The sequence below is a fragment of the Catenovulum sp. 2E275 genome (assembly GCF_025515275.1).
Lineage (GTDB): Bacteria > Pseudomonadota > Gammaproteobacteria > Enterobacterales > Alteromonadaceae > Catenovulum.
This window is the reverse complement of sequence record NZ_JAOPFU010000014.1, coordinates 59,605-78,331: the sequence shown is the minus strand read 5'-3', so window position 1 is coordinate 78,331 and position 18,727 is coordinate 59,605. Positions and strand designations below refer to the sequence as shown.

The window sequence follows — 18,727 nt, the reverse complement described above, 5'->3', positions numbered from 1 at the left end:
TTAAATCATAACTCCTTTGGGCTCAACTCGAATCGACCAAGAGTGACTTCATAACTATATTCGGATTAGTGCTAAATAGCCTGTTTGTTTTGGCTTGTTTTTAATTGCTCATTTATCTGGGCTACTTGGGTCGTAATTTGCTCTGCTTCAAGTGGTTTAGAAAATAAGTAACCCTGAATTAAGTCACAGCTTGCCTGCTGTAAAATTTCATACTGCTCTTGAGTTTCTACGCCTTCTGCGCATACAGTTAACCCAAGTGTTTTCGCAAGTTTGATGATAGCTTCAACAATTTGTCTGTCTTTATCTGAATTAAGTAAGTTACGAATAAATGATTGATCTATTTTTATTGTATCAACTGATACTTGAGTTAAATAACTTAATGACGAATAGCCAGTACCAAAATCATCTAACGAAATTTTACAACCTAATGCTTTGACTTCTTTAATAAATAAATTAGCCAACGTAAAGTTTTCCATATAAATGGATTCAGTAATTTCAAATTCAATTAATTTAGGTGAGAGGTCAAACTCTCGAATTTTTTTTATTAAATCATTTAAAAAGCTAGGCTTTACAATATCAAATGTTGATAAATTAAATGAGATTGAACATTTGGCTAAAGCAGGGTTTTTAGTGATAGTTTTAAATCCTTTGTTAATAAGCCATTTTGTTAACTCAGTTATTTTGCCTGACTGCTCAGCAATCGGAATAAACTCAGCTGGGGACACAAAGCCTAAGTCAGGGCTATTCCATCTAAGTAAGGCTTCCATTGCAACGGCACCTTTTTCTGGTGAAACTTTAGCTTGATACACAATAAAAAACTCATCATTTTTAAGTGCTTGGTCTAATGAATTTGCGATAGCTAATCTACGTTGCTGCTGCTGATTCATACTTTGCTCGTAAATAACATACTGATTACGGCCATTTGCTTTGGCCTTGTACATAGCAATATCTGCATTGCCAAATAATGTTTGTAAATCTACCCCTGCTTCAGTAAATGCGATCCCTATACTAACACTGGTGCTAATATTCCAATTATTAATGGCAAAGTGATTTGCGAAAATAGAAAAAATTTGTTGGTTTAAATAAACAACGTCGTTAGGATGCTCAGCATTTGGAATAATAACCGCAAATTCATCCCCACCGATCCTAGCCACAGTACAGTCATCTGGCAGAGTTGATCTGAGCCGTTTAGCAATTTGTTTGAGTAATATATCTCCATTAGCGTGACCTAATGTATCATTGATGGTTTTAAAATCGTCTAAATCCAGCAATAAAATGGCAAAAGGTATTGAGTTATTATTAAGACGTTCAGCCGTTTTCTCATAGAATAATTTACGATTAGGTAATTGAGTTAAAGGGTCAAAGTTAGCCAAGTGGGTTAACTTAGCCTGGTGTAATAATAATGTGTCAGTATGAGCTGTATTTGCTTGTTTTTCTCTGTCTATTGTCTCTAGCATTTCATTAATACTATTAGCCAAACTTGCAACTTCATCGTTGCCTTTGTTGGGGCTTCTTAATTTATAGTTAGAGGTTTTTTTTACCTCTGCGACTATTCTTTTTAAATTAATTAGAGGCCGAGTAAGGTTGTTTTGTAACCAAATAAATAACAAAATAACAATTGCAACTACTGTTAATGTCAATGGAATTACTTTAGCTAAAAATAGCTTTTGACTTGCATTTATTTGGTTTTGGTAATCGACAGAAATAATAAATGTACCAACAGGATAACCAGTATCTCCAATGGTTTGACGGATCATTAAATAGGGAAACTGAATACTAATTTGATTTAAGGGAATCGACTGTATATTGTGATTATTTAATTGATTTTCTATTTCTTGCGTCAGTGCCTGACTATAAAACTTAGGGTTGATATAAGGCTGAATCAGTTGATTATTTTTATCTAGTACCAATGCAAAGCGGATATAAGGGTAATGATCAAGTTGAAGCAACTGTGTGCTAATTGCAAACTCATCGGGCGGCGTAATTGAGAAGTGCTCAATCATTTCGGTTGCCAGATTATTACTGACAGCCAAAACATCTTGACTAATTGCTTGTTTATATAATCTTTCGTGTTCGTTTAATGCCAGTGTAACCAGAGCAAAAGCACAGGCGATAATAGTTAACACCGAAACCGAGATTAATTTTGTTCTAATACTGACAAACATGTTGTCCCTTTAGTGACTAATACAGCTAAATCATAAATTATCAAAAATTAGTAATGTCATAAGCTGACTTATCTAAACCTGAGCGTTAATTTGTTAAAATAAAACCATCTGGAGAAGTATCAAAGGATGTGATTTTCATTTTATATTAATAGCACTCAGGTTTGTTTTATTGACTGACCTTTATTATTGTTTTGGTCAGTTTTTTGATAACGGATTATTTATAACAAAATTTACGACTTTAAAACACTAAAAATATTAGCTTAGCCGGTTAAATCTATTCAACTGCTGTATTTTTTAACTTTTCCGGCGAGTTTAGCTATACCCACAGCAAAAATACGGTACAATCCGGTTATCTTATGTTTTGTCCGATGTGTATAGCTTTGTATACATCCTAAATTTACAAAACGAATTTGTTATCTGGCTAATAAAGAGAGGTAAAACAGTTTTATGGTCGACACAGCCGCTCGCCCAAGCAATTTTATTAGAAACATTATTGATGAAGATCTTGCCAGTGGAAAACATACGCAAATTCAGACCCGTTTCCCGCCTGAACCAAACGGTTATTTACATATAGGCCATGCAAAATCAATTTGTTTAAATTTTGGTATCGCTGAAGATTACAGCGGACAATGTAACTTACGTTTTGATGATACAAATCCAACCAAAGAAAATATCGATTTTGTCAACTCAATTAAAAACGATGTGCAATGGTTAGGGTTTAGTTGGGCAGGTGAGGTGTGTTATTCATCTAACTATTTTGATCAGCTTTATGCTTATGCGGTTGAGTTGATTAAAGCTGGTAAAGCCTATGTTTGTTTTTTAAATGCAGAACAAATGCGTGAGTATCGCGGTACTTTAAAAGAGCCGGGCAAAAACAGCCCTTATCGGGATACCTCGGTTGAAGAAAATCTGGCGTTATTTGAGAAAATGCGAGCGGGTGAATTTAAAGAAGGCGAATGTTCACTGCGTGCAAAAATCGACATGGCATCACCTTTTATGTGTATGCGTGATCCAGCGTTATACCGTATTAAGTTTGCGCACCATCACCAAACCGGTGATAAGTGGTGCATTTACCCTATGTATGATTTTACGCACTGTATTTCGGATGCGATAGAAGGTATTACACACTCGTTATGTACATTGGAGTTTCAGGATAACCGCCGGTTATACGATTGGGTATTAGATAATATTTCAATTGAAACGCGACCGCATCAGTATGAATTTTCGCGCTTAAATTTAGAATACACAGTAATGAGCAAACGCAAATTACATGCATTAGTGGATGAAGGCCATGTAGCTGGTTGGGACGACCCTCGTATGCCAACTATTGCCGGTTTACGTCGTCGTGGTTATACACCCGCTTCTATCCGCGAGTTTTGTTTACGGATTGGCGTAACCAAAATGGATAACATGGTTGAAATGGCGATGTTAGAAGCTTGTATTCGTGAAGATTTAAATGAAAATGCGCCGCGGGCTATGGCGGTACTTGATCCGGTCAAACTGGTGATTGAAAACTATCCGGCCGGACAGAGCGAAATATTACAAGTTTCAAACCATCCGCAAAATGATGATTTTGGCAAACGAGATCTACCATTTAGCGGTGAATTATGGATTGAAAAAGAAGATTTTAGAGAATCTGCCAATAAAAAATTCAAACGCTTAGTATTGGGTAAAGAAGTCCGCTTACGCGGCGCTTATGTGATTAAAGCCGAACGTGTCGAAAAAGACGAAAACGGTGAAATTACAACCATTTATTGTAGCTACGATGCCGATACTTTAGGTAAAAAACCAGCTGATGGTCGCTCTGTTAAAGGGGTTATTCACTGGGTAAGCGCAGCTCATGCTAAAGCCGCTGAAGTTCGTTTATACGACAGATTATTTCAGGTGCCAAATCCAGCAGCAGAAGACGACTTTGCAACGGCATTAAATCCTCAAAGTTTGGTGACTCTGCAAAACTCTTATGTTGAACCTGATTTAGCTGAACTAGAAGCTGAAAAAGCGGTACAGTTTGAGCGGATGGGCTATTTTTGTAAAGATGGCAAAGACAGCACAGCTGATAAGTTAGTTTTTAACCGTACTGTTGGTTTACGTGACAGTTGGGGTAAAGAAGAACAAAAAGATTAAATACCAAATTAGGTTAACCTTATCTATTTAAAAGGCGCTCAAGCGCCTTTTTTATTGCTAAATTTTAATATCCGTGCTGCCTCAAAATGCCTAATTTCAGCCGAAGAAAAATGCATGCGGCAAGACAGATTAGTTAATCCATTCACGTTTTTATTAAAAACTACGCTAAATTCAAAAAATTACATTAAACTTAAAGCAACTAACCCAAAAACTGAAATGGGGTGGGCTATGGTTTCTGGATCAATTGTGGTTAAAGCCGATATTAATGTATCGCACCTTGATTCACAGCAATATCTTCATTTAATGGATGTGATTGCATTAGATAGCGAAGAAAGTGCTGAACACTTTACCTTACGTTTGTTAAGCTGGGCTTTATTTCGCCACGATATTTTGGGGCAGGATAAAATTCAGTTAGGGCGAGCAACCCAAAGTAGTGAATTACCGGATTTATTTGTTAAACGCAGTGAAGCCCAATATCAGCATTGGATTGAAGTTGATAGTTTTTTACCCGACCGACTCGAAAAAGCCGAAGCCAAATCTGAACATATCTGGCTGTTTTATACAGATCAGGACAAAGTTAGTAAGTTATTAAAAAATATCAATAAACATCCCAACCTACAGTTGGTTGAAATCTCCGCCGAAATGATTACACAACTCGCCCTACAAACCAGTAAAAACATTAACTGGAATGTATTAATTGATGATGATCATATTAGCGTTGCAACGGATGAATTGTATATAGAATCTAAATTAAGCTTACATCACCCGTTAACCGTGCCTCTATTAGATTTGATTCATTAGTTTATGTTGGGTGAATTAAATTTTATGATCTATCCGGTTATGGATATTATTCCATTCATCTGGCTCCATACCTTGTAACATATAAGACCATGCGATTAACTCAGCAATAATAATATAAATTTCGCGTGGTATTTCACTACCTACATCCAGCTTGCTTAAATAAGCGGCGAGTTCTTGATCCTGATGAACCAAAATGCCAGCTTGTTTAGCCTGTTCAATAATATGCTCAGCTAAATGATCATAGCCTTTTGCCACAACTTTTGGTGTTTGTGGGGCAGGGTAAGTTAAGCTGATCGCCGTTTTTGGCGATTTTTTTGAATACTCTGTCATAGGCGATATTGCATCCTTACTGCTGATTCTTGCCATAAATGATCTGGGATTTTACCCAAATTAAATCCAGTTTGCTCAAGCTGAATATTAAATAATATCAACCGTTTTTTCAGCCAGTCTAACTTTTGTTGAGCCAGTTGATTTAATTCGGTTTGCTCACAATAAACATTTAGTTTGAGCTTATCTTCTACTAATGCCGCTTTAATTAATAATTTGCCGAGTTCGTCAAAATTAAACTTAATTGAAAATTTCCAGAGTTTAACGGCTTGGGCTTCTTCGTCATTAAATTCGTCTGCTTTACATTGTAATGATACTTCGGCGTGTTCAATTTTTCCGGCAAAATTAAACGGAATACTGGCGTAAATTTGATTTTGACCTTGGGCTTGCTGCTCCGCGGTTTTAAGCTGATTAAACTGAAAATGTTTAACTGAATCGGCAAGATTTTGAGTTTGCTTTTGATTAACTTGCTGATTGTTTTGATGGCTAGTGGGTGATTTAGCCACATTCGCTTTATCTGCTTTTAACTTGTTTTGGGTTAATGCAGCTTTAGCTTTGGCGGTAAATAAAATTTGCAGAGCCTGTATAAGTTGACCAGCTAAACCTGTTGATTGAGGCGCATTTAGGTTGGTTAAATTACTTAGCAGAGTCGGAATTTGTAACTGGCTTTGAATTTGTGTTTGAAGTTGCTCAGCAGAAACCGGCTGCTTGAGTGAATTTAAACTTTGCAGCAAAGCGGGCGATTGAGTTTTATTTTGGTTAAGGCTCTCCAGCAAAGTTTGTAAACTCTGACTCAAATTATTTTGCTGCTGATGGGCCAGTTGTTTTAACTGCTGAAGCTGGGTTGCCGATAAAGCTAAATCCGGTGTTTTATTTTGATTCAACTGTTTAAGCAAAGCATCTGGCGATATTAAGTTATCAGTTGTATTGCTGGCGGCATCCGAATGGTTAGTCGGGTTGGCGAGCTTAAATAACTTACTGTCAATTAACTGCGCTTTTAACGCTTGAGTTAAATTGATTTCAATTGAGCCTTTAGCCTGAGCGGATAAAGTTAAATGGGTTTGACCATTTAACGATTTATTTAACTGCGCTCTAATGATTTGGCCATCGCTTAGCTGATTTAAAATTGAATTTGCCTGCGCTTTTTCCAATACATTTAATGCAACTAGCTGATTAAGCAAATATTTAGGGGTGGCGGATAAATAATTTAAATTCTGTTGAGCAAGTGCGTTAAGTGGTAGCTCAAATTGAAATTTAGCCCCGTTGGCAAGCATGATTTCAGCCTGACTGGCTGTAATTTTTATATTGGCTAGTTGCAAGCTTTGCTCGGCCGAAAATGTTTGTGATTTTAAACCAGGCGGGGTTAAGGCGATATTTTGTTTGGCAATATTAAGCGTTAGCTGATCTGAAATATCAATATTTTTGATGAGATAAAGCTGGGCTTGCTGATTTAGTGATTGTAATAAAAACTGGCTGAGTTTGGCAGATAGTTGATTTAATTCAAACTTATATTGCTGCCCGTTAGCGGCCTGAAAAACAGCATCACCGGATTGCAAAAATACCTGATAATGAGCATTTGGAATCGATAATTTGGCAAAACTTTGCCCACCGATTATCAATTTATTGGCATTTTGTTCAGCGGCTACACTGTTTGTTAATTTAACAGAGTTTTGCTCTTGGTTAACAAAACTCACTTCTAGCGTATTTTTATTTGGTTTTACTAATAAAAAAACTGTTTGTTGCTGTTGTAGCTGAGGCGGTACATTGAGCTGATATTGTCTACCTTCAAAATTAAAATAAGCCTGATTTTGCTTAACCTGTGCCGATACCAAATTCGCTTTATTTTGATTTGGCTCAAAACGCTCAATGCTTTGGTTTGCTAAATTAGTTACCTGATTGGGTGACATAGGTTGTTTATGTAAAGTTTGGCCGCTTTGGCGAATAGTTAGTGCCTGATCCTGAAGGCTAACCTCAACCTGAGCATTATTTTGAAATTGTGCCTGCTGAGCCGGATTGAGTTTTAAATCAAGCCGCTGTCCGGTCGGAAATTTTAATTGACTCATTACTTGATCAACTTTTACCAGCGCGGCTTGGCGGAATTGATTCTGCTGCGTTGTGTATTGAACAATATCTTTATTTGAGCCTAATTGACTGGCCCGGATATTTGGCTCTAATTGTTGAAAATAAGTGTTATGTGTCATAAATATGTACAGTTTTTTTGCCGCTATATACTCAGATTTACTGTGGTTAATTTACCCGTTTATGGTAATATTCGACCCCATTTTAACTATCAAATTTAGAAGTCTATTTTGTTATCGGCCAATCAGTTAACTTGCATTAGAAATCAGCGCATTTTATTTGACGAGTTGTCATTTGAACTCGAAGCAGGGCAGTTAATGTATTTAACCGGCCCAAATGGCGCTGGTAAAACGACTCTATTGCGAAGTTTGGTTGGTTTGCAACACTTGCAGCAAGGGCAGGTGTTACTTGATAATATGCCAATTTCAGACTGTAGCGAACAAATTTTATACATAGGCCACAAACCCGCCGTAAACGAGTGGCTGTCGGCCAAGCAAAATTTAGCCCACTGGTTTGAATTAAGCGGACAAACCGCCGACTGTGAGATGCTACTGAACAAGGTTGGACTTGGCGGATTAATGGATTTACCGGTTAAATTTTTATCAGCCGGGCAAAAAAGACGGGTCGCTTTGGTCAGAATGTGGCAATCAAATGCAAAATTATGGGTTTTGGATGAACCTTTTACGTCAATTGACATCAAAGGCGTGGATGTTTTAAACCAGTTATTTTTAAGACACAAACAAAATGGTGGATATGTGATAGTCACCAGTCATCAAACTTTGCCTGATAATCTGGTTGATCGCACTTTAAATTTAGAATACCGGTTTTAGTTATGTCGTATAGCCATTTTTTTTATCAAATGATAAAGCGCGATTTTCAGTTAGCAAAAACTCAAAAGCACGAACTGGGATTACCGATTTTATTTTTTATTCTGGTGCTGATTTTGTTTCCGATAGCGCTTGGGCCAGAAGCTGGTTTATTGGCTCGGCTTGCACCGAGTATTGGTTGGATTGCGGTGATTTTAGCCACCTTAATTGCGCTGCCTCGAATGTTTGCTGAAGACTATGAAAACGGCTGGCTGGAGCAGCTTTTTTTATCCGGTTATCCGGGTGGTTTAATTGTAACTGCCAGAGTGATTAGTTTTTGGTTTTTATACTGTTTACCTTTGGTATTAAGTAGTTTTTTGTTAGTGCCATTTTTTAGTTTTGAACTGAAATTATGGTGGGTATTGCTGCAAACGTTACTGTGCGGCAGTATTTTAATGACTTGTTTAGGGTCGGTTGCAAGTGCTTTATTAGTGTCTAGCCGTAAGGGGAGCGGCGTGATGGCATTATTAATTGTACCTTTGTTAATTCCGGCGCTAATTTTTGCAAGTGCTGCGCAAGATGCAGCGAGTTTATCTTTGCCTTATACCAGCCCGATTTTAATTTTATTTGCTCTGGCGGTATTTGCATTAACGGTTGCGCCGCTGGCAACGGCTCAGGCGTTAAAACTTAATTTAGGATAATTACAACTATGTTCAAGTGGCTACACCCTTACGCTAAACCTGAAAAAGCTTATCTGTTATCTCTTTCTGTTTTTAAATATTTAATGCCTCTTTCGATAATTGGTTTATTTGCCGGTTGTTTATGGGGATTAATGTTTGCGCCTGCTGATTATCAGCAAGGTGATTCTTTTCGCATTATCTATATTCATGTTCCAACCGCTATTTGGTCTATGGGCGTTTATATGTCGATGGGCATTGCCGGATTTTGTGCTTTAGTTTGGCAAATCCGCTTAATGGAATTAAGCGTAATTGCAATGGCGCCAATTGGGGCTGTATTTACCGCAGTAGCTTTATTTACCGGCGCTTTGTGGGGCAAACCTATGTGGGGAACTTGGTGGGTATGGGATGCCAGATTAACCTCTGAACTGATTTTATTATTTTTATATTTAGGTGTATTTGCTTTGTTTCATAGCTTTGATGATAAACGTTATGGTGCAAAAGCCGCCTGCATTTTAGCTGTGATTGGCATGGTTAATGTGCCGATCATTCATTATTCGGTTGAATGGTGGAATACCCTGCATCAGGGGGCAAGTATTACCAAGTTTGATAAGCCGTCTATTGCCGGTGAAATGTTATGGCCGCTATTGGTTAATATATTTTCGTTAATGCTCTTTTTTATTGCATTAACTGCGTATCGTTTTTCAACTGAAGTTTTGAGAAATGAAAGTCATAGAAAGTGGGTTTTAGAGTTAACTAAGTAATTGATTATGGGCGTATTTGAATCTTTTTCTGATTTTTTAAACATGAATGGTTATGCATTTTATGTATGGATGTCGTATGGCTTAACCTTACTTTTAATCGTTGTTTTATTAATTTGGTCTAAAAATCAGCGTAAGCAGGTGATTAAAGAGATAAAACAACAAGAGTCTGTTAAGCAGGCTCGTAAACAACATAGCCAGTCGGAGATGAGTTTATGAACCCAAGACGCCAAAAACGTTTATATACAGCTTTAGTTTTAGTTGCCGGTTTAGCCATTACAATCGGCTTGGTGTTATATGCACTCAAAGAAAACATTGATTTATTTTACACACCAAATGAAATTGTTAACGGTAAAAAAGAAACCGGCGTAAAACCACAAGTAGGTCAGCGTTTACGTATTGGTGGAATGGTCGTTGAGGGAAGTGTAAAACGATTAGGTGAAGGCTTAAAAGTTCAGTTTGAATTGGCTGATGCCGCTTCAAAACAAAATATTGTCATTGTTTATGATGGGATTTTGCCGGATTTATTCAGAGAAGGTCAGGGCATAGTGGCTAATGGCTATTTAACAAGTGCAACTACCATTGAAGCATTTGAAGTGTTGGCTAAACATGATGAAGAATATATGCCGCCAGATTTAGCCGAGGCCATGAAAGGGATTAAGCATGTTAAACCAGAGAATAACCCAGCATTAACAGAGGCATACGAATGATCCCAGAAATAGGACACTTTAGTTTATTAATCGCCCTAGTTTTTGCTATTTGTCAGTCTGTATTACCCCTTATTGGTGCTCAAAAAAATAATGCGGATTTAACAGCGCTGGCTAAACCTTTGGTTTATGCCAACTTTACGTTGTTAACCATAGCTATGTGTTGTTTAGCATGGGCATTTTATTTTAACGATTTTTCAGTAACTTATGTTGCGATGAACTCAAACAGCCAGTTGCCTTGGTATTATAGGTTATCGGCGCTTTGGGGCGCTCACGAAGGTTCGTTATTACTTTGGGTTTGGATCTTATCGTTATGGACAATTGCAGTGGCTATTTTCAGTCGCAGTTTAGACGATGTGGATGTGGCCCGTGTGCTGGCTGTAATGGGGATGATTGCAGTTGGGTTTATTGCATTTGTGGTATTTACCTCTAACCCGTTTGAGCGAACGTTTCCTAATTTCCCTGTGGATGGACGCGATTTAAATCCGTTATTACAGGATTTTGGTCTGATTATTCACCCTCCAATGTTGTATATGGGTTATGTTGGTTTTTCCGTGGTATTTGCATTTGCTGTTGCAGCGCTTATTAGTGGCAAGTTAGATGCAACTTGGGCGCGCTGGTCACGTCCTTGGACATTAGCTGCATGGGGCTTTTTAACCATGGGTATTACTCTGGGCAGTTGGTGGGCATATTACGAACTTGGCTGGGGTGGCTGGTGGTTTTGGGATCCAGTTGAAAATGCATCTTTTATGCCTTGGCTTGCCGGCACAGCGTTAATTCACTCTTTGGCCGTGACTGAAAAACGCGGGGCATTTAAAAGCTGGACTGTCTTGTTAGCAATTTCAGCATTTTCATTGAGTTTATTAGGCACATTTTTAGTTCGTTCCGGCATTTTGGTATCGGTTCATGCGTTTGCCAGTGATCCAACCCGCGGTTTATTTATTCTTATTTATTTATTAATTGTGATTGGTGGCGCATTAACTTTATATGCAATGCGCGCTTCAACAGTGGTGAGCACGCACAGATACAAGTGGTTTTCACGCGAAGTTTTATTGTTTATCAACAACGTATTATTGGTTGTTGCTTTGGTTGTGGTACTACTTGGTACTTTATTACCTTTAGTACATAAAGAAATTGGATTAGGCTCAATTTCTATTGGTGCACCGTTTTTTAATCAAATCAGTTCAATCTGGTTTATTCCGTTTTCAATTGTATTAGGGATTTCGCCTTTTATCCGTTGGAAACAGGATAAATTATCGCGTCATTTTAAAACCTTGATGATCGGCGGTGTATTAACTGTTTTATTAAGTTTGACCTTTTATCTAGCGCTGGCGATAGATAATTTGTTAACCCTAACCGGCATTGTATTAGCAAGTTGGATTATTTGTTTAACCGTACTGGAAGTCATTAAAAATCAGTCGCTTAAAAAACTGACCTTATCTCACTGGGGGATGGTATTTGGACATTTAGGGTTTGCTGTATTAGTGATAGGTATTGCCGTGACTCAATTTGCCAGTGTAGAACAAAATGTCAGAATGCATCCGGGTGAATCAGTTAAAATTTATGATTATCAGTTTAAGTTTGAATCGATTGATTTAGTAAAAGGGCCAAATTATTCCGCTTACATGGGCGAATTTGAAGTTTATCAAGGCGATAAACAAGTTCATTTACACGCTGAAAAACGTTATTACAACGTACAGTCTAATGTGATGACCGAAGCCGGTATTGATGCTGGATTATGGCGCGATTTATATGTTGCGCTGGGTGAGTCGTTAGATGATGGAAGCTGGGCTGTTAGTGTATTTGTAAAACCTTTTGTTAGATGGATTTGGCTGGGCGGTATTTTAATGGTGGTAGCCGGTGGATTATGTATTGCTGATCCACGTTATCGCAGTATTTTAGCCGCTAAATTAAAACCTCAAAACGGGCGAGGCTAATATGAACAAAATGCGATTATTTATTCCTGTTGGTGTATTTTTATTAACCGCTATTTTTTTATATAAAGGTTTGTTTTCTGACCCGACCAATATTGAAAATGCCAACATGCAGCGCTCGTTTCCTGAGTTTAATTTACCGGATTTAATGCAACCTGCTAAACAATACAGTAAGCAAGATTTAGTTGGTGAAACCACATTAATTAATGTTTGGGGAACTTGGTGTGTTACTTGTCGGGTTGAGCTGCCTTTTATGACTCGTTTACGGGAGCAGGGAGTGCGTATTGTTGGGGTATATTATGATAATGCAGCAGAGGCAGCATTTGGTAATGTTGACTTAGCGCAAACCCAAGCAGAAGTAAAAGCAATGTTAGCCCAGCTAGGCAATCCATTTCAGTTTAATATTTATGATGTAAAGCGGGATTTATCATTAGATTTAGGGGTAACAGGCGCGCCGGAAAGCTTTTTGTTAAATAAAGACGGTGTGATTATTGCCCATCGCCGCGGTGCTATCGATGAACGGGTTTGGCAAAAAGAGTTTCAGCCTTTAATCGAACAAGCTACAGGTGGAGCCAGCCAATGAGATCAATTAAATTCTTGGCTGGTGTGATTTGTTTATTTTCATTGAGTGCTGGTGCTGTTGAGCAAAACTATGCTTTTGATGACCAGAATAAACAGGTGGTTTTTAAAGAGTTAACTCAGGAATTACGCTGCCCTAAATGTCAAAACCAAAATATTGCAGATTCTAATGCGATGGTTGCCATTGATTTAAAAAATAAAACCTACGAGCTAGTACAGCAGGGCAAGTCTAAACAGGATGTGATTGATTTTATGGTGGAGCGTTATGGCCAGTTTGTGCATTATGATCCGCCGTTAAATATGTTAACCATCTGGTTATGGATTGTGCCGGGGATGATTTTTTTCGCATTATTATTTTTTATGTTTAAGCGTAACAAAGAAGCCAACCCGCAGATTGACGATGATTATATAAAGCAAGCAGAGCAAGTGTTAAAACAACTCGAATCAGCTCAGCACAAACCCAGCACAAACCCAGTCAACAAGATAAAGAGGTTTAACCTTGATTAGTTTAATTGCAGCTTTAATTCTGCTTACCCTATTATTTTGTATTGTTATTTTATTGCCTTGGTATAAAAAGCCGCATGGTTTGCATGTTAATCAAAACCGCCAAACTGAGTTATATCAGGATAAATTAGCTGAATTAAAACAAGATTTAGCAGCAGGCAATATAGATGAGCAAGCCTACCAAACCGCTCTGGATGATTTAAAACTTCAACTAGCCAGTGAACTTGCCAAGTCGCAAAACAGCAGTTCAATTCAGGTTAAGCGCGGTTATTTATTGATGTTGCCGCTAATTACACTCGCCATTGCGATTGCGATTTATGCTTGGCAAGGTAAATTAACTCAAATGCAGCAGTTTTTTCATGCAAAAGAAAATACCGCTGATTTTGCTCAAAAATTATTGGCCGGTAATGAATCTTTTAGTCAGGCTGAGCTTGAATCTTTTTACATTGGATTACGTGATAAACTTAAAAACAACCCAGACGATGCAATGGGGTGGATGCTACTTGGCCGGGTTGCTTATTCGCAAGGCCAGCTTGAAAACGCAATGCATGCTTTTGAAAAGGTATTGGCGATTGAACCTGATAAATATTCAGCTCAAATGAGTTATGCCCAAGTATTAATTGCGATTAATGATGAAAGCTATTTTAAAAAGGCATTAACTGTTTATCAGCGAATTTTAACCCGCACTCCACGTGATGAAGAAGCTTTAGTTATGGCAGGTTATGTCGCGTTTCAATTAAAAGATAAAAATACGGCCAAACAATATTGGCGTAGTGCGTTATCTTTATTGGATAAATCAGATAATAGGGTTGCAGCTATTGCTCAAACCATGCCTGATTTAGCGCAGGAGTTTGGCATTCGAGCCGCTAACAGCACACCAGCTCAATCAAATCAAACGCCTGGTACAGCAGATTCGAAGCAACTGATTGTTAAACTTTCATTAAACGAAAAAACGAAGCAAGCATTAGCTCAGTTTAAATATTTAGTGGTATTTGCCAGACCTCAACTTTCTGGTCCTCCGGCGGCTGTGGTTAGAATGCCAATCAATGGTGAAGTACCTTCACAAATAACATTGAGTGATAAAAATGCGATGATGCCGACCTTTAAATTATCTGATTTAAATCAGGTATATGTAACGGTTAGATTATCTAAAGATGCCGATGTGACACTAACAGAAGGTGAGCTAGAAACTCATAGCGAAGCTTTTGAATTATCTGATAAAATTCAGAGCATAGAATTATCGCTGTAAAGGAATATCAAAAGGAATATAAAGTCGTATGTTGCTCAAACAATACCTGATTATTATTTTTGCTCTGGTTTTATCTGCCTGTGCTACTACGGGTGAACCACAAACCGAACTGAGCGATCCGCTTGAATCTGTTAACCGCACCATGTGGGATTTTAATTATCAGGTTTTAGATAAAAATATTTTAAGACCAACCGCGGTGGCTTATCAAAAATATGTGCCTAAACCTGTGCGCTCTGGTTTGGTTAATATGTCATCTAATCTTGAAGAGCCATCTTCGATGATCAATAACCTATTGCAAGCTAAACCAAAAGAGGCGGCAACCAGTGCGGGGCGGTTTTTGATTAATACAACGGTTGGTTTATTGGGCTTAGTGGATGTTGCTCAATATATTGGTTTAAAACCTAAACAAGAAGAATTTGATGAAGTGTTAGGTAAATGGGGCGTTAATACTGGTCCATTTTTAATGGTTCCTGCTTATGGGCCGACGGTGCCAAGAGAAGTAGCTGGTGATTTAGTGGACTCATCTTACTTTCCGCTGGATGGTTTAACTATTTGGTTGTCGGCTTTTAGGTTTGGTATAGATGCGCTGGAATCCAGAGTGCAGTTGATGGCGCAGGAGCAAATGCTTGAAGACAGTTTTGATCAATATATATTTGTAAAAGAAGCGTATTTTCAGAATACTCAGTTTAAAGTATACGATGGCGATCCGCCCAGACCACAAGATGAAGAAGTGGACGAAGCTGACTTTGAAGCTTTTTTGGATGAGCTTGAATAAATTTTCCTCCCATTTTCTTGTCATTACCTTTCCTGATTCTACCGGAACTCTCCGGTAGAATATTAAAAATGCCTTAGCTCCCCCAAATTTTGTTTAAAAAATTATTCTTTTTATCTTATCTGTAAATTTGTATTAGTCCGTTTGCATCTTGCTGATTTATCTAAATTTTAAGTTAATCGTTTAACTATATATTTCGTTTTATATGTTTTTAAATGATTAATTTGTTAATTAAATCTGGTTTTATTTGTTGTTAAACGTTTACCTTTTATTGTAGTATCTTTTGTAATTAATGTTAATTAAGTGTTTTTAACTTGATTTTTATTGTGAAATTTAAAGAACTAACAAAGGTTATAAAATGAAAAAATTAACTCACTTCAAACAGTATTTATTAGCTGGTGCACTTATGTGTATTCAGTCTGAAGCATTTGCCTTTGCTAAAGGGGCTGATGTTAGTTGGATAACCGAAATGGAATACTATGGTGTCAATTTTTATAATGACTCCGGTACCGAGCAAGATGTTTTACAAATTTTAAAAGATCACGGTATGGACTCCATACGTTTAAGGGTTTGGGTGAATCCAGCAAACGGTTGGAGTGATATTAATGATGTGATTGTCAAAGCGCAGCGGGCAAAAAATGCAGGTATGAGAATTATGATCGATTTTCATTACAGCGATAGCTGGGCCGATCCGGGTAAACAATATAAACCGGCTGATTGGGAAAGCTATGATATTAATGGATTAATGTCTGCGGTTTGGTGGCATACATACGATTCACTCAATGCGCTAAAAAATGCCGGGATTACACCTGAGTGGGTACAGGTTGGTAATGAAACCAATAACGGTATGTTATGGGAAGAAGGCAAAGCAACGAATAGTATGCAAAATTTTGCATGGCTTATTAACAGCGGGCACGATGCTGCAAAAGATGTGTTTCCTAATACTAAGGTCATAGTGCATTTGGCTAACTGTCATGATAATGCTAACTTTCGCTGGATATTTGATGGCATTAATCAATACGGTGCAAAATATGATGTGATTGGCGCATCGGCTTATCCAACCAATAATACCAGCGCAACTTGGGCACAAACCAATAACCAGTGTTTAAGTAACTTAAATGATATGGTTTCCCGTTACGATAAAGATGTAATGGTAACCGAAGTTGGTGCTCCTTGGGACGATGCGCAGGCAAAAGATATTATTGCCGACATGATAGCTAAAGTTCGTCAGGTCAATAACGGCCGAGGTTTAGGTATTTTTTATTGGGAGCCTCAAGCCTCTAATTGGAATGGATATACTTTAGGGGCGTGGGATCCTAATACCGGCAGACCAACTCAAGCATTAGATGCATTTTTAGAAAATGCTGGTTCAACATCAGCCAGTGAAACCCGTATTCAATCACGGGTTAGTAATCGTTGTATTGATATTTCGGGTGCAGGCACGGCTAATGGTGATGATGCGCTACAATGGTCTTGTCATAACAATGATAACCAAAAATGGCAGTTTATTGCTACCGATAGTGGCTATTACCAGATTAAAGCCAAACACAGTGGATTATGTTTGGATGTAAATGCTAATAGCTCTGTCAATGGTGCAAATGTTGTGCAGTGGACTTGCTCTGGTGGTTATAACCAACAATTTATTAAAGAAGATATGGGTGATGGTTATTACCGGCTTAAAGCCCGCCACAGCGGTAAATGTTTAGATATTAATGCTGGTGGCACCAGTAATGGCGATTCTGTTATTCAGTGGGCTTGTCATAGCAACTGGAATCAGCAGTGGCGTGATTATTAAGTAGTTTAATAATAAGCTGCACTTTATTTGTGCGGCTTATTATGCCCAAGTTAATCTGTTCTCCCTGTTTTAGTTCATCCTGCTTTTTGTTGTTAAATTAACGCCTGAATCAACCATCATTAACCACATTTAATTTTAATATTATTAAATTTATCAATAGTTTAAGTTTTTTTTGTTTATTATCCCCCTTTATTTTATTTGCACTAATTTTTGGCATATCAATTGCTAATTACCCTAAGTATTTGTTGTCAGGTGAAACATTTAATGAGGAATGTTCGGGCACACTGACTTTGGTATTAAGTGATTGTTATGGTTTATATACTGAGAAAAACTGGGCTTAAACAAATTTTTAGTTTGGTCTGGTTATTGAGTTTAGTTTGTTTTGTCGCTGCGTTTTTAATGCCAATTTGGCTCGCTGCGGCTTTTACGGTTTTAGGGTTAATCATATTAGCTTTATTGTTTAGCGCTATTTTAAAAGAGTTATCTACTTTAGAGCAAAAACTGAAACAGGGTGAAAAATTTGATTACGATTACCGAAAACTAGAGCTAAATGCGTTAGCTTTGGGTAAACCTGTTACTCAATTAATTGAGCTATTGCGTGAACTAAGCCGGCAAAATAACGCACTTAAAGCCAAAATAAATGAGGTTGAACATGCCTCTCTACAAGTAATTGAGTCGGCTCAGCAAGTTGCTCATAATGTTCAAAATCAATCGGATTCTACTAATTCAACAGCCGCTGCAATTTTAGAAATGAACCAGTCTTTGCAGCAAGTTTCAGAAAAAATTCAAGCTGCGTTTGAATTATCAACGCAGGCACAAACGGATTCTGAAAGTGGCAAACGCTACTTAACACAATTAAAACAAGAAATTGAAGATGTTAAAGCGGATGCAGATACCACACAAACTCAAATGAGTGAATTGGATACATTAGCTGAATCTGTGGCTGATATGTCGAATATAATTCAGGATATCTCTGCACAAACTAATTTATTGGCTTTAAATGCCTCGATAGAAGCCGCTCGCGCTGGTGATTTAGGCCGTGGCTTTGCCGTAGTTGCAGATGAAGTTCGAGCTTTGGCTGATCGCAGTAGTCAGGCTGCTAACCAAATTACCGGTAATGTAAAACAGGTTTTAGAAAAAAGCCGTTTGGTTAATTTTAATATGAAGCAAGTGGTTGATCGCAGCACCAGTTGCTTGCAAACGGCTGGTCAAACCGAAATTGTTATTGCCAACATGCATGATAAAACCCGGCAAGTACAAGCTGAAATGCAAATGATAGCTAGTAATACCGAGCAACAAAATCAAGCAAATCAGGAAATTTCAGAACATATTGAAAGAGTCGTGATTGGCGCTCAGGCCAATGCTGAAGTCGCAGAACAGGCGGGGGCAATTGCTAATCATTTAAAATCGCTTACCCAAAATCAAATTATCCAAACAAGGTAGCCAT

17 protein-coding genes are annotated in these 18,727 nt (G+C 37.8%); 14 read left to right on the top strand and 3 right to left on the bottom strand.

Features of this window, described 5'->3' with window-relative positions; all coding sequences use genetic code 11:
* Positions 1 to 71 precede the first annotated feature (71 nt).
* The gene (locus N7931_RS09135; protein WP_262793551.1) at positions 72 to 2,165 is read right to left on the bottom strand and encodes an EAL domain-containing protein; all 2,094 of its coding nucleotides are present in this window, start codon (positions 2,163 to 2,165) and stop codon (positions 72 to 74) included.
* Positions 2,166 to 2,612: 447 nt separating this feature from the next.
* Here N7931_RS09135 and glnS point away from each other — a divergent pair, with 447 nt between their 5' ends.
* Both glnS and N7931_RS09125 read left to right on the top strand, forming a co-directional pair.
* Positions 2,613 to 4,289 (top strand): glutamine--tRNA ligase, encoded by a 1,677-nt coding sequence (gene glnS, locus N7931_RS09130; protein ID WP_262793549.1) that lies wholly within the window; start codon positions 2,613 to 2,615, stop codon positions 4,287 to 4,289.
* A 114-nt stretch (positions 4,290 to 4,403) separates the two neighbouring features.
* A complete protein-coding gene (locus N7931_RS09125) occupies positions 4,404 to 5,090 on the top strand; it encodes a YaeQ family protein (RefSeq protein ID WP_262793547.1) in 687 nt (228 codons plus the stop codon).
* A 15-nt stretch (positions 5,091 to 5,105) separates the two neighbouring features.
* Here N7931_RS09125 and N7931_RS09120 read toward each other — a convergent pair whose 3' ends face one another.
* Both N7931_RS09120 and N7931_RS09115 read right to left on the bottom strand, forming a co-directional pair.
* Positions 5,106 to 5,420 carry an EscU/YscU/HrcU family type III secretion system export apparatus switch protein gene (locus N7931_RS09120; protein WP_262793545.1) on the bottom strand — a complete coding sequence of 105 codons (315 nt, stop codon included), beginning with the start codon at positions 5,418 to 5,420 and terminating at the stop codon, positions 5,106 to 5,108.
* Positions 5,417 to 7,618: a flagellar hook-length control protein FliK gene (locus N7931_RS09115; protein WP_262793543.1), complete on the bottom strand. Its 2,202-nt coding sequence runs from the start codon at positions 7,616 to 7,618 to the stop codon at positions 5,417 to 5,419. The genes N7931_RS09120 and N7931_RS09115 overlap by 4 nt, the downstream gene beginning before the upstream one ends.
* 108 nt (positions 7,619 to 7,726) lie before the next feature.
* Here N7931_RS09115 and ccmA point away from each other — a divergent pair, with 108 nt between their 5' ends.
* The 12 genes from ccmA to N7931_RS09055 all read left to right on the top strand — a co-directional run bounded on the left by ccmA (position 7,727) and on the right by N7931_RS09055 (position 18,723).
* Positions 7,727 to 8,326, top strand: a complete 600-nt coding sequence (gene ccmA / locus N7931_RS09110) for a cytochrome c biogenesis heme-transporting ATPase CcmA (RefSeq protein WP_262793541.1) — start codon at positions 7,727 to 7,729, stop codon at positions 8,324 to 8,326.
* 2 nt (positions 8,327 to 8,328) lie between these two features.
* The gene (gene ccmB / locus N7931_RS09105) at positions 8,329 to 9,003 is read left to right on the top strand and encodes a heme exporter protein CcmB (protein ID WP_262793540.1); all 675 of its coding nucleotides are present in this window, start codon (positions 8,329 to 8,331) and stop codon (positions 9,001 to 9,003) included.
* An 8-nt stretch (positions 9,004 to 9,011) separates the two neighbouring features.
* On the top strand, positions 9,012 to 9,743 hold the full coding sequence (locus N7931_RS09100) for a heme ABC transporter permease (protein WP_262793538.1): 732 nt from the start codon (positions 9,012 to 9,014) through the stop codon (positions 9,741 to 9,743).
* Positions 9,744 to 9,749: 6 nt separating this feature from the next.
* Positions 9,750 to 9,959 carry a heme exporter protein CcmD gene (gene ccmD / locus N7931_RS09095; RefSeq protein ID WP_262793536.1) on the top strand — a complete coding sequence of 70 codons (210 nt, stop codon included), beginning with the start codon at positions 9,750 to 9,752 and terminating at the stop codon, positions 9,957 to 9,959.
* Positions 9,956 to 10,450, top strand: coding sequence for a cytochrome c maturation protein CcmE (gene ccmE, locus N7931_RS09090; protein WP_262793534.1), 495 nt, complete (start codon positions 9,956 to 9,958; stop codon positions 10,448 to 10,450). The genes ccmD and ccmE overlap by 4 nt, the downstream gene beginning before the upstream one ends.
* Positions 10,447 to 12,384 carry a heme lyase CcmF/NrfE family subunit gene (locus tag N7931_RS09085; protein ID WP_262793532.1) on the top strand — a complete coding sequence of 646 codons (1,938 nt, stop codon included), beginning with the start codon at positions 10,447 to 10,449 and terminating at the stop codon, positions 12,382 to 12,384. Before ccmE ends, N7931_RS09085 begins: the two co-directional genes overlap by 4 nt.
* A 1-nt stretch (position 12,385) precedes the next feature.
* Entirely contained in the window at positions 12,386 to 12,964 is a 579-nt protein-coding gene (locus N7931_RS09080) for a redoxin family protein (protein WP_262793531.1), read from the top strand.
* Positions 12,961 to 13,467 carry a cytochrome c-type biogenesis protein CcmH gene (locus tag N7931_RS09075; protein ID WP_262793530.1) on the top strand — a complete coding sequence of 169 codons (507 nt, stop codon included), beginning with the start codon at positions 12,961 to 12,963 and terminating at the stop codon, positions 13,465 to 13,467. Before N7931_RS09080 ends, N7931_RS09075 begins: the two co-directional genes overlap by 4 nt.
* On the top strand, positions 13,460 to 14,713 hold the full coding sequence (gene ccmI / locus N7931_RS09070) for a c-type cytochrome biogenesis protein CcmI (protein ID WP_262793528.1): 1,254 nt from the start codon (positions 13,460 to 13,462) through the stop codon (positions 14,711 to 14,713). The genes N7931_RS09075 and ccmI overlap by 8 nt, the downstream gene beginning before the upstream one ends.
* Before the next feature lie 28 nt (positions 14,714 to 14,741).
* Positions 14,742 to 15,488, top strand: coding sequence for a VacJ family lipoprotein (locus N7931_RS09065; RefSeq protein ID WP_262793526.1), 747 nt, complete (start codon positions 14,742 to 14,744; stop codon positions 15,486 to 15,488).
* Positions 15,489 to 15,843: 355 nt separating this feature from the next.
* Entirely contained in the window at positions 15,844 to 17,280 is a 1,437-nt protein-coding gene (locus N7931_RS09060) for a glycosyl hydrolase 53 family protein (RefSeq protein WP_262793524.1), read from the top strand.
* 309 nt (positions 17,281 to 17,589) lie between these two features.
* Positions 17,590 to 18,723: a methyl-accepting chemotaxis protein gene (locus N7931_RS09055; protein ID WP_262793522.1), complete on the top strand. Its 1,134-nt coding sequence runs from the start codon at positions 17,590 to 17,592 to the stop codon at positions 18,721 to 18,723.
* The last annotated feature ends 4 nt before the right edge of the window (positions 18,724 to 18,727 follow it).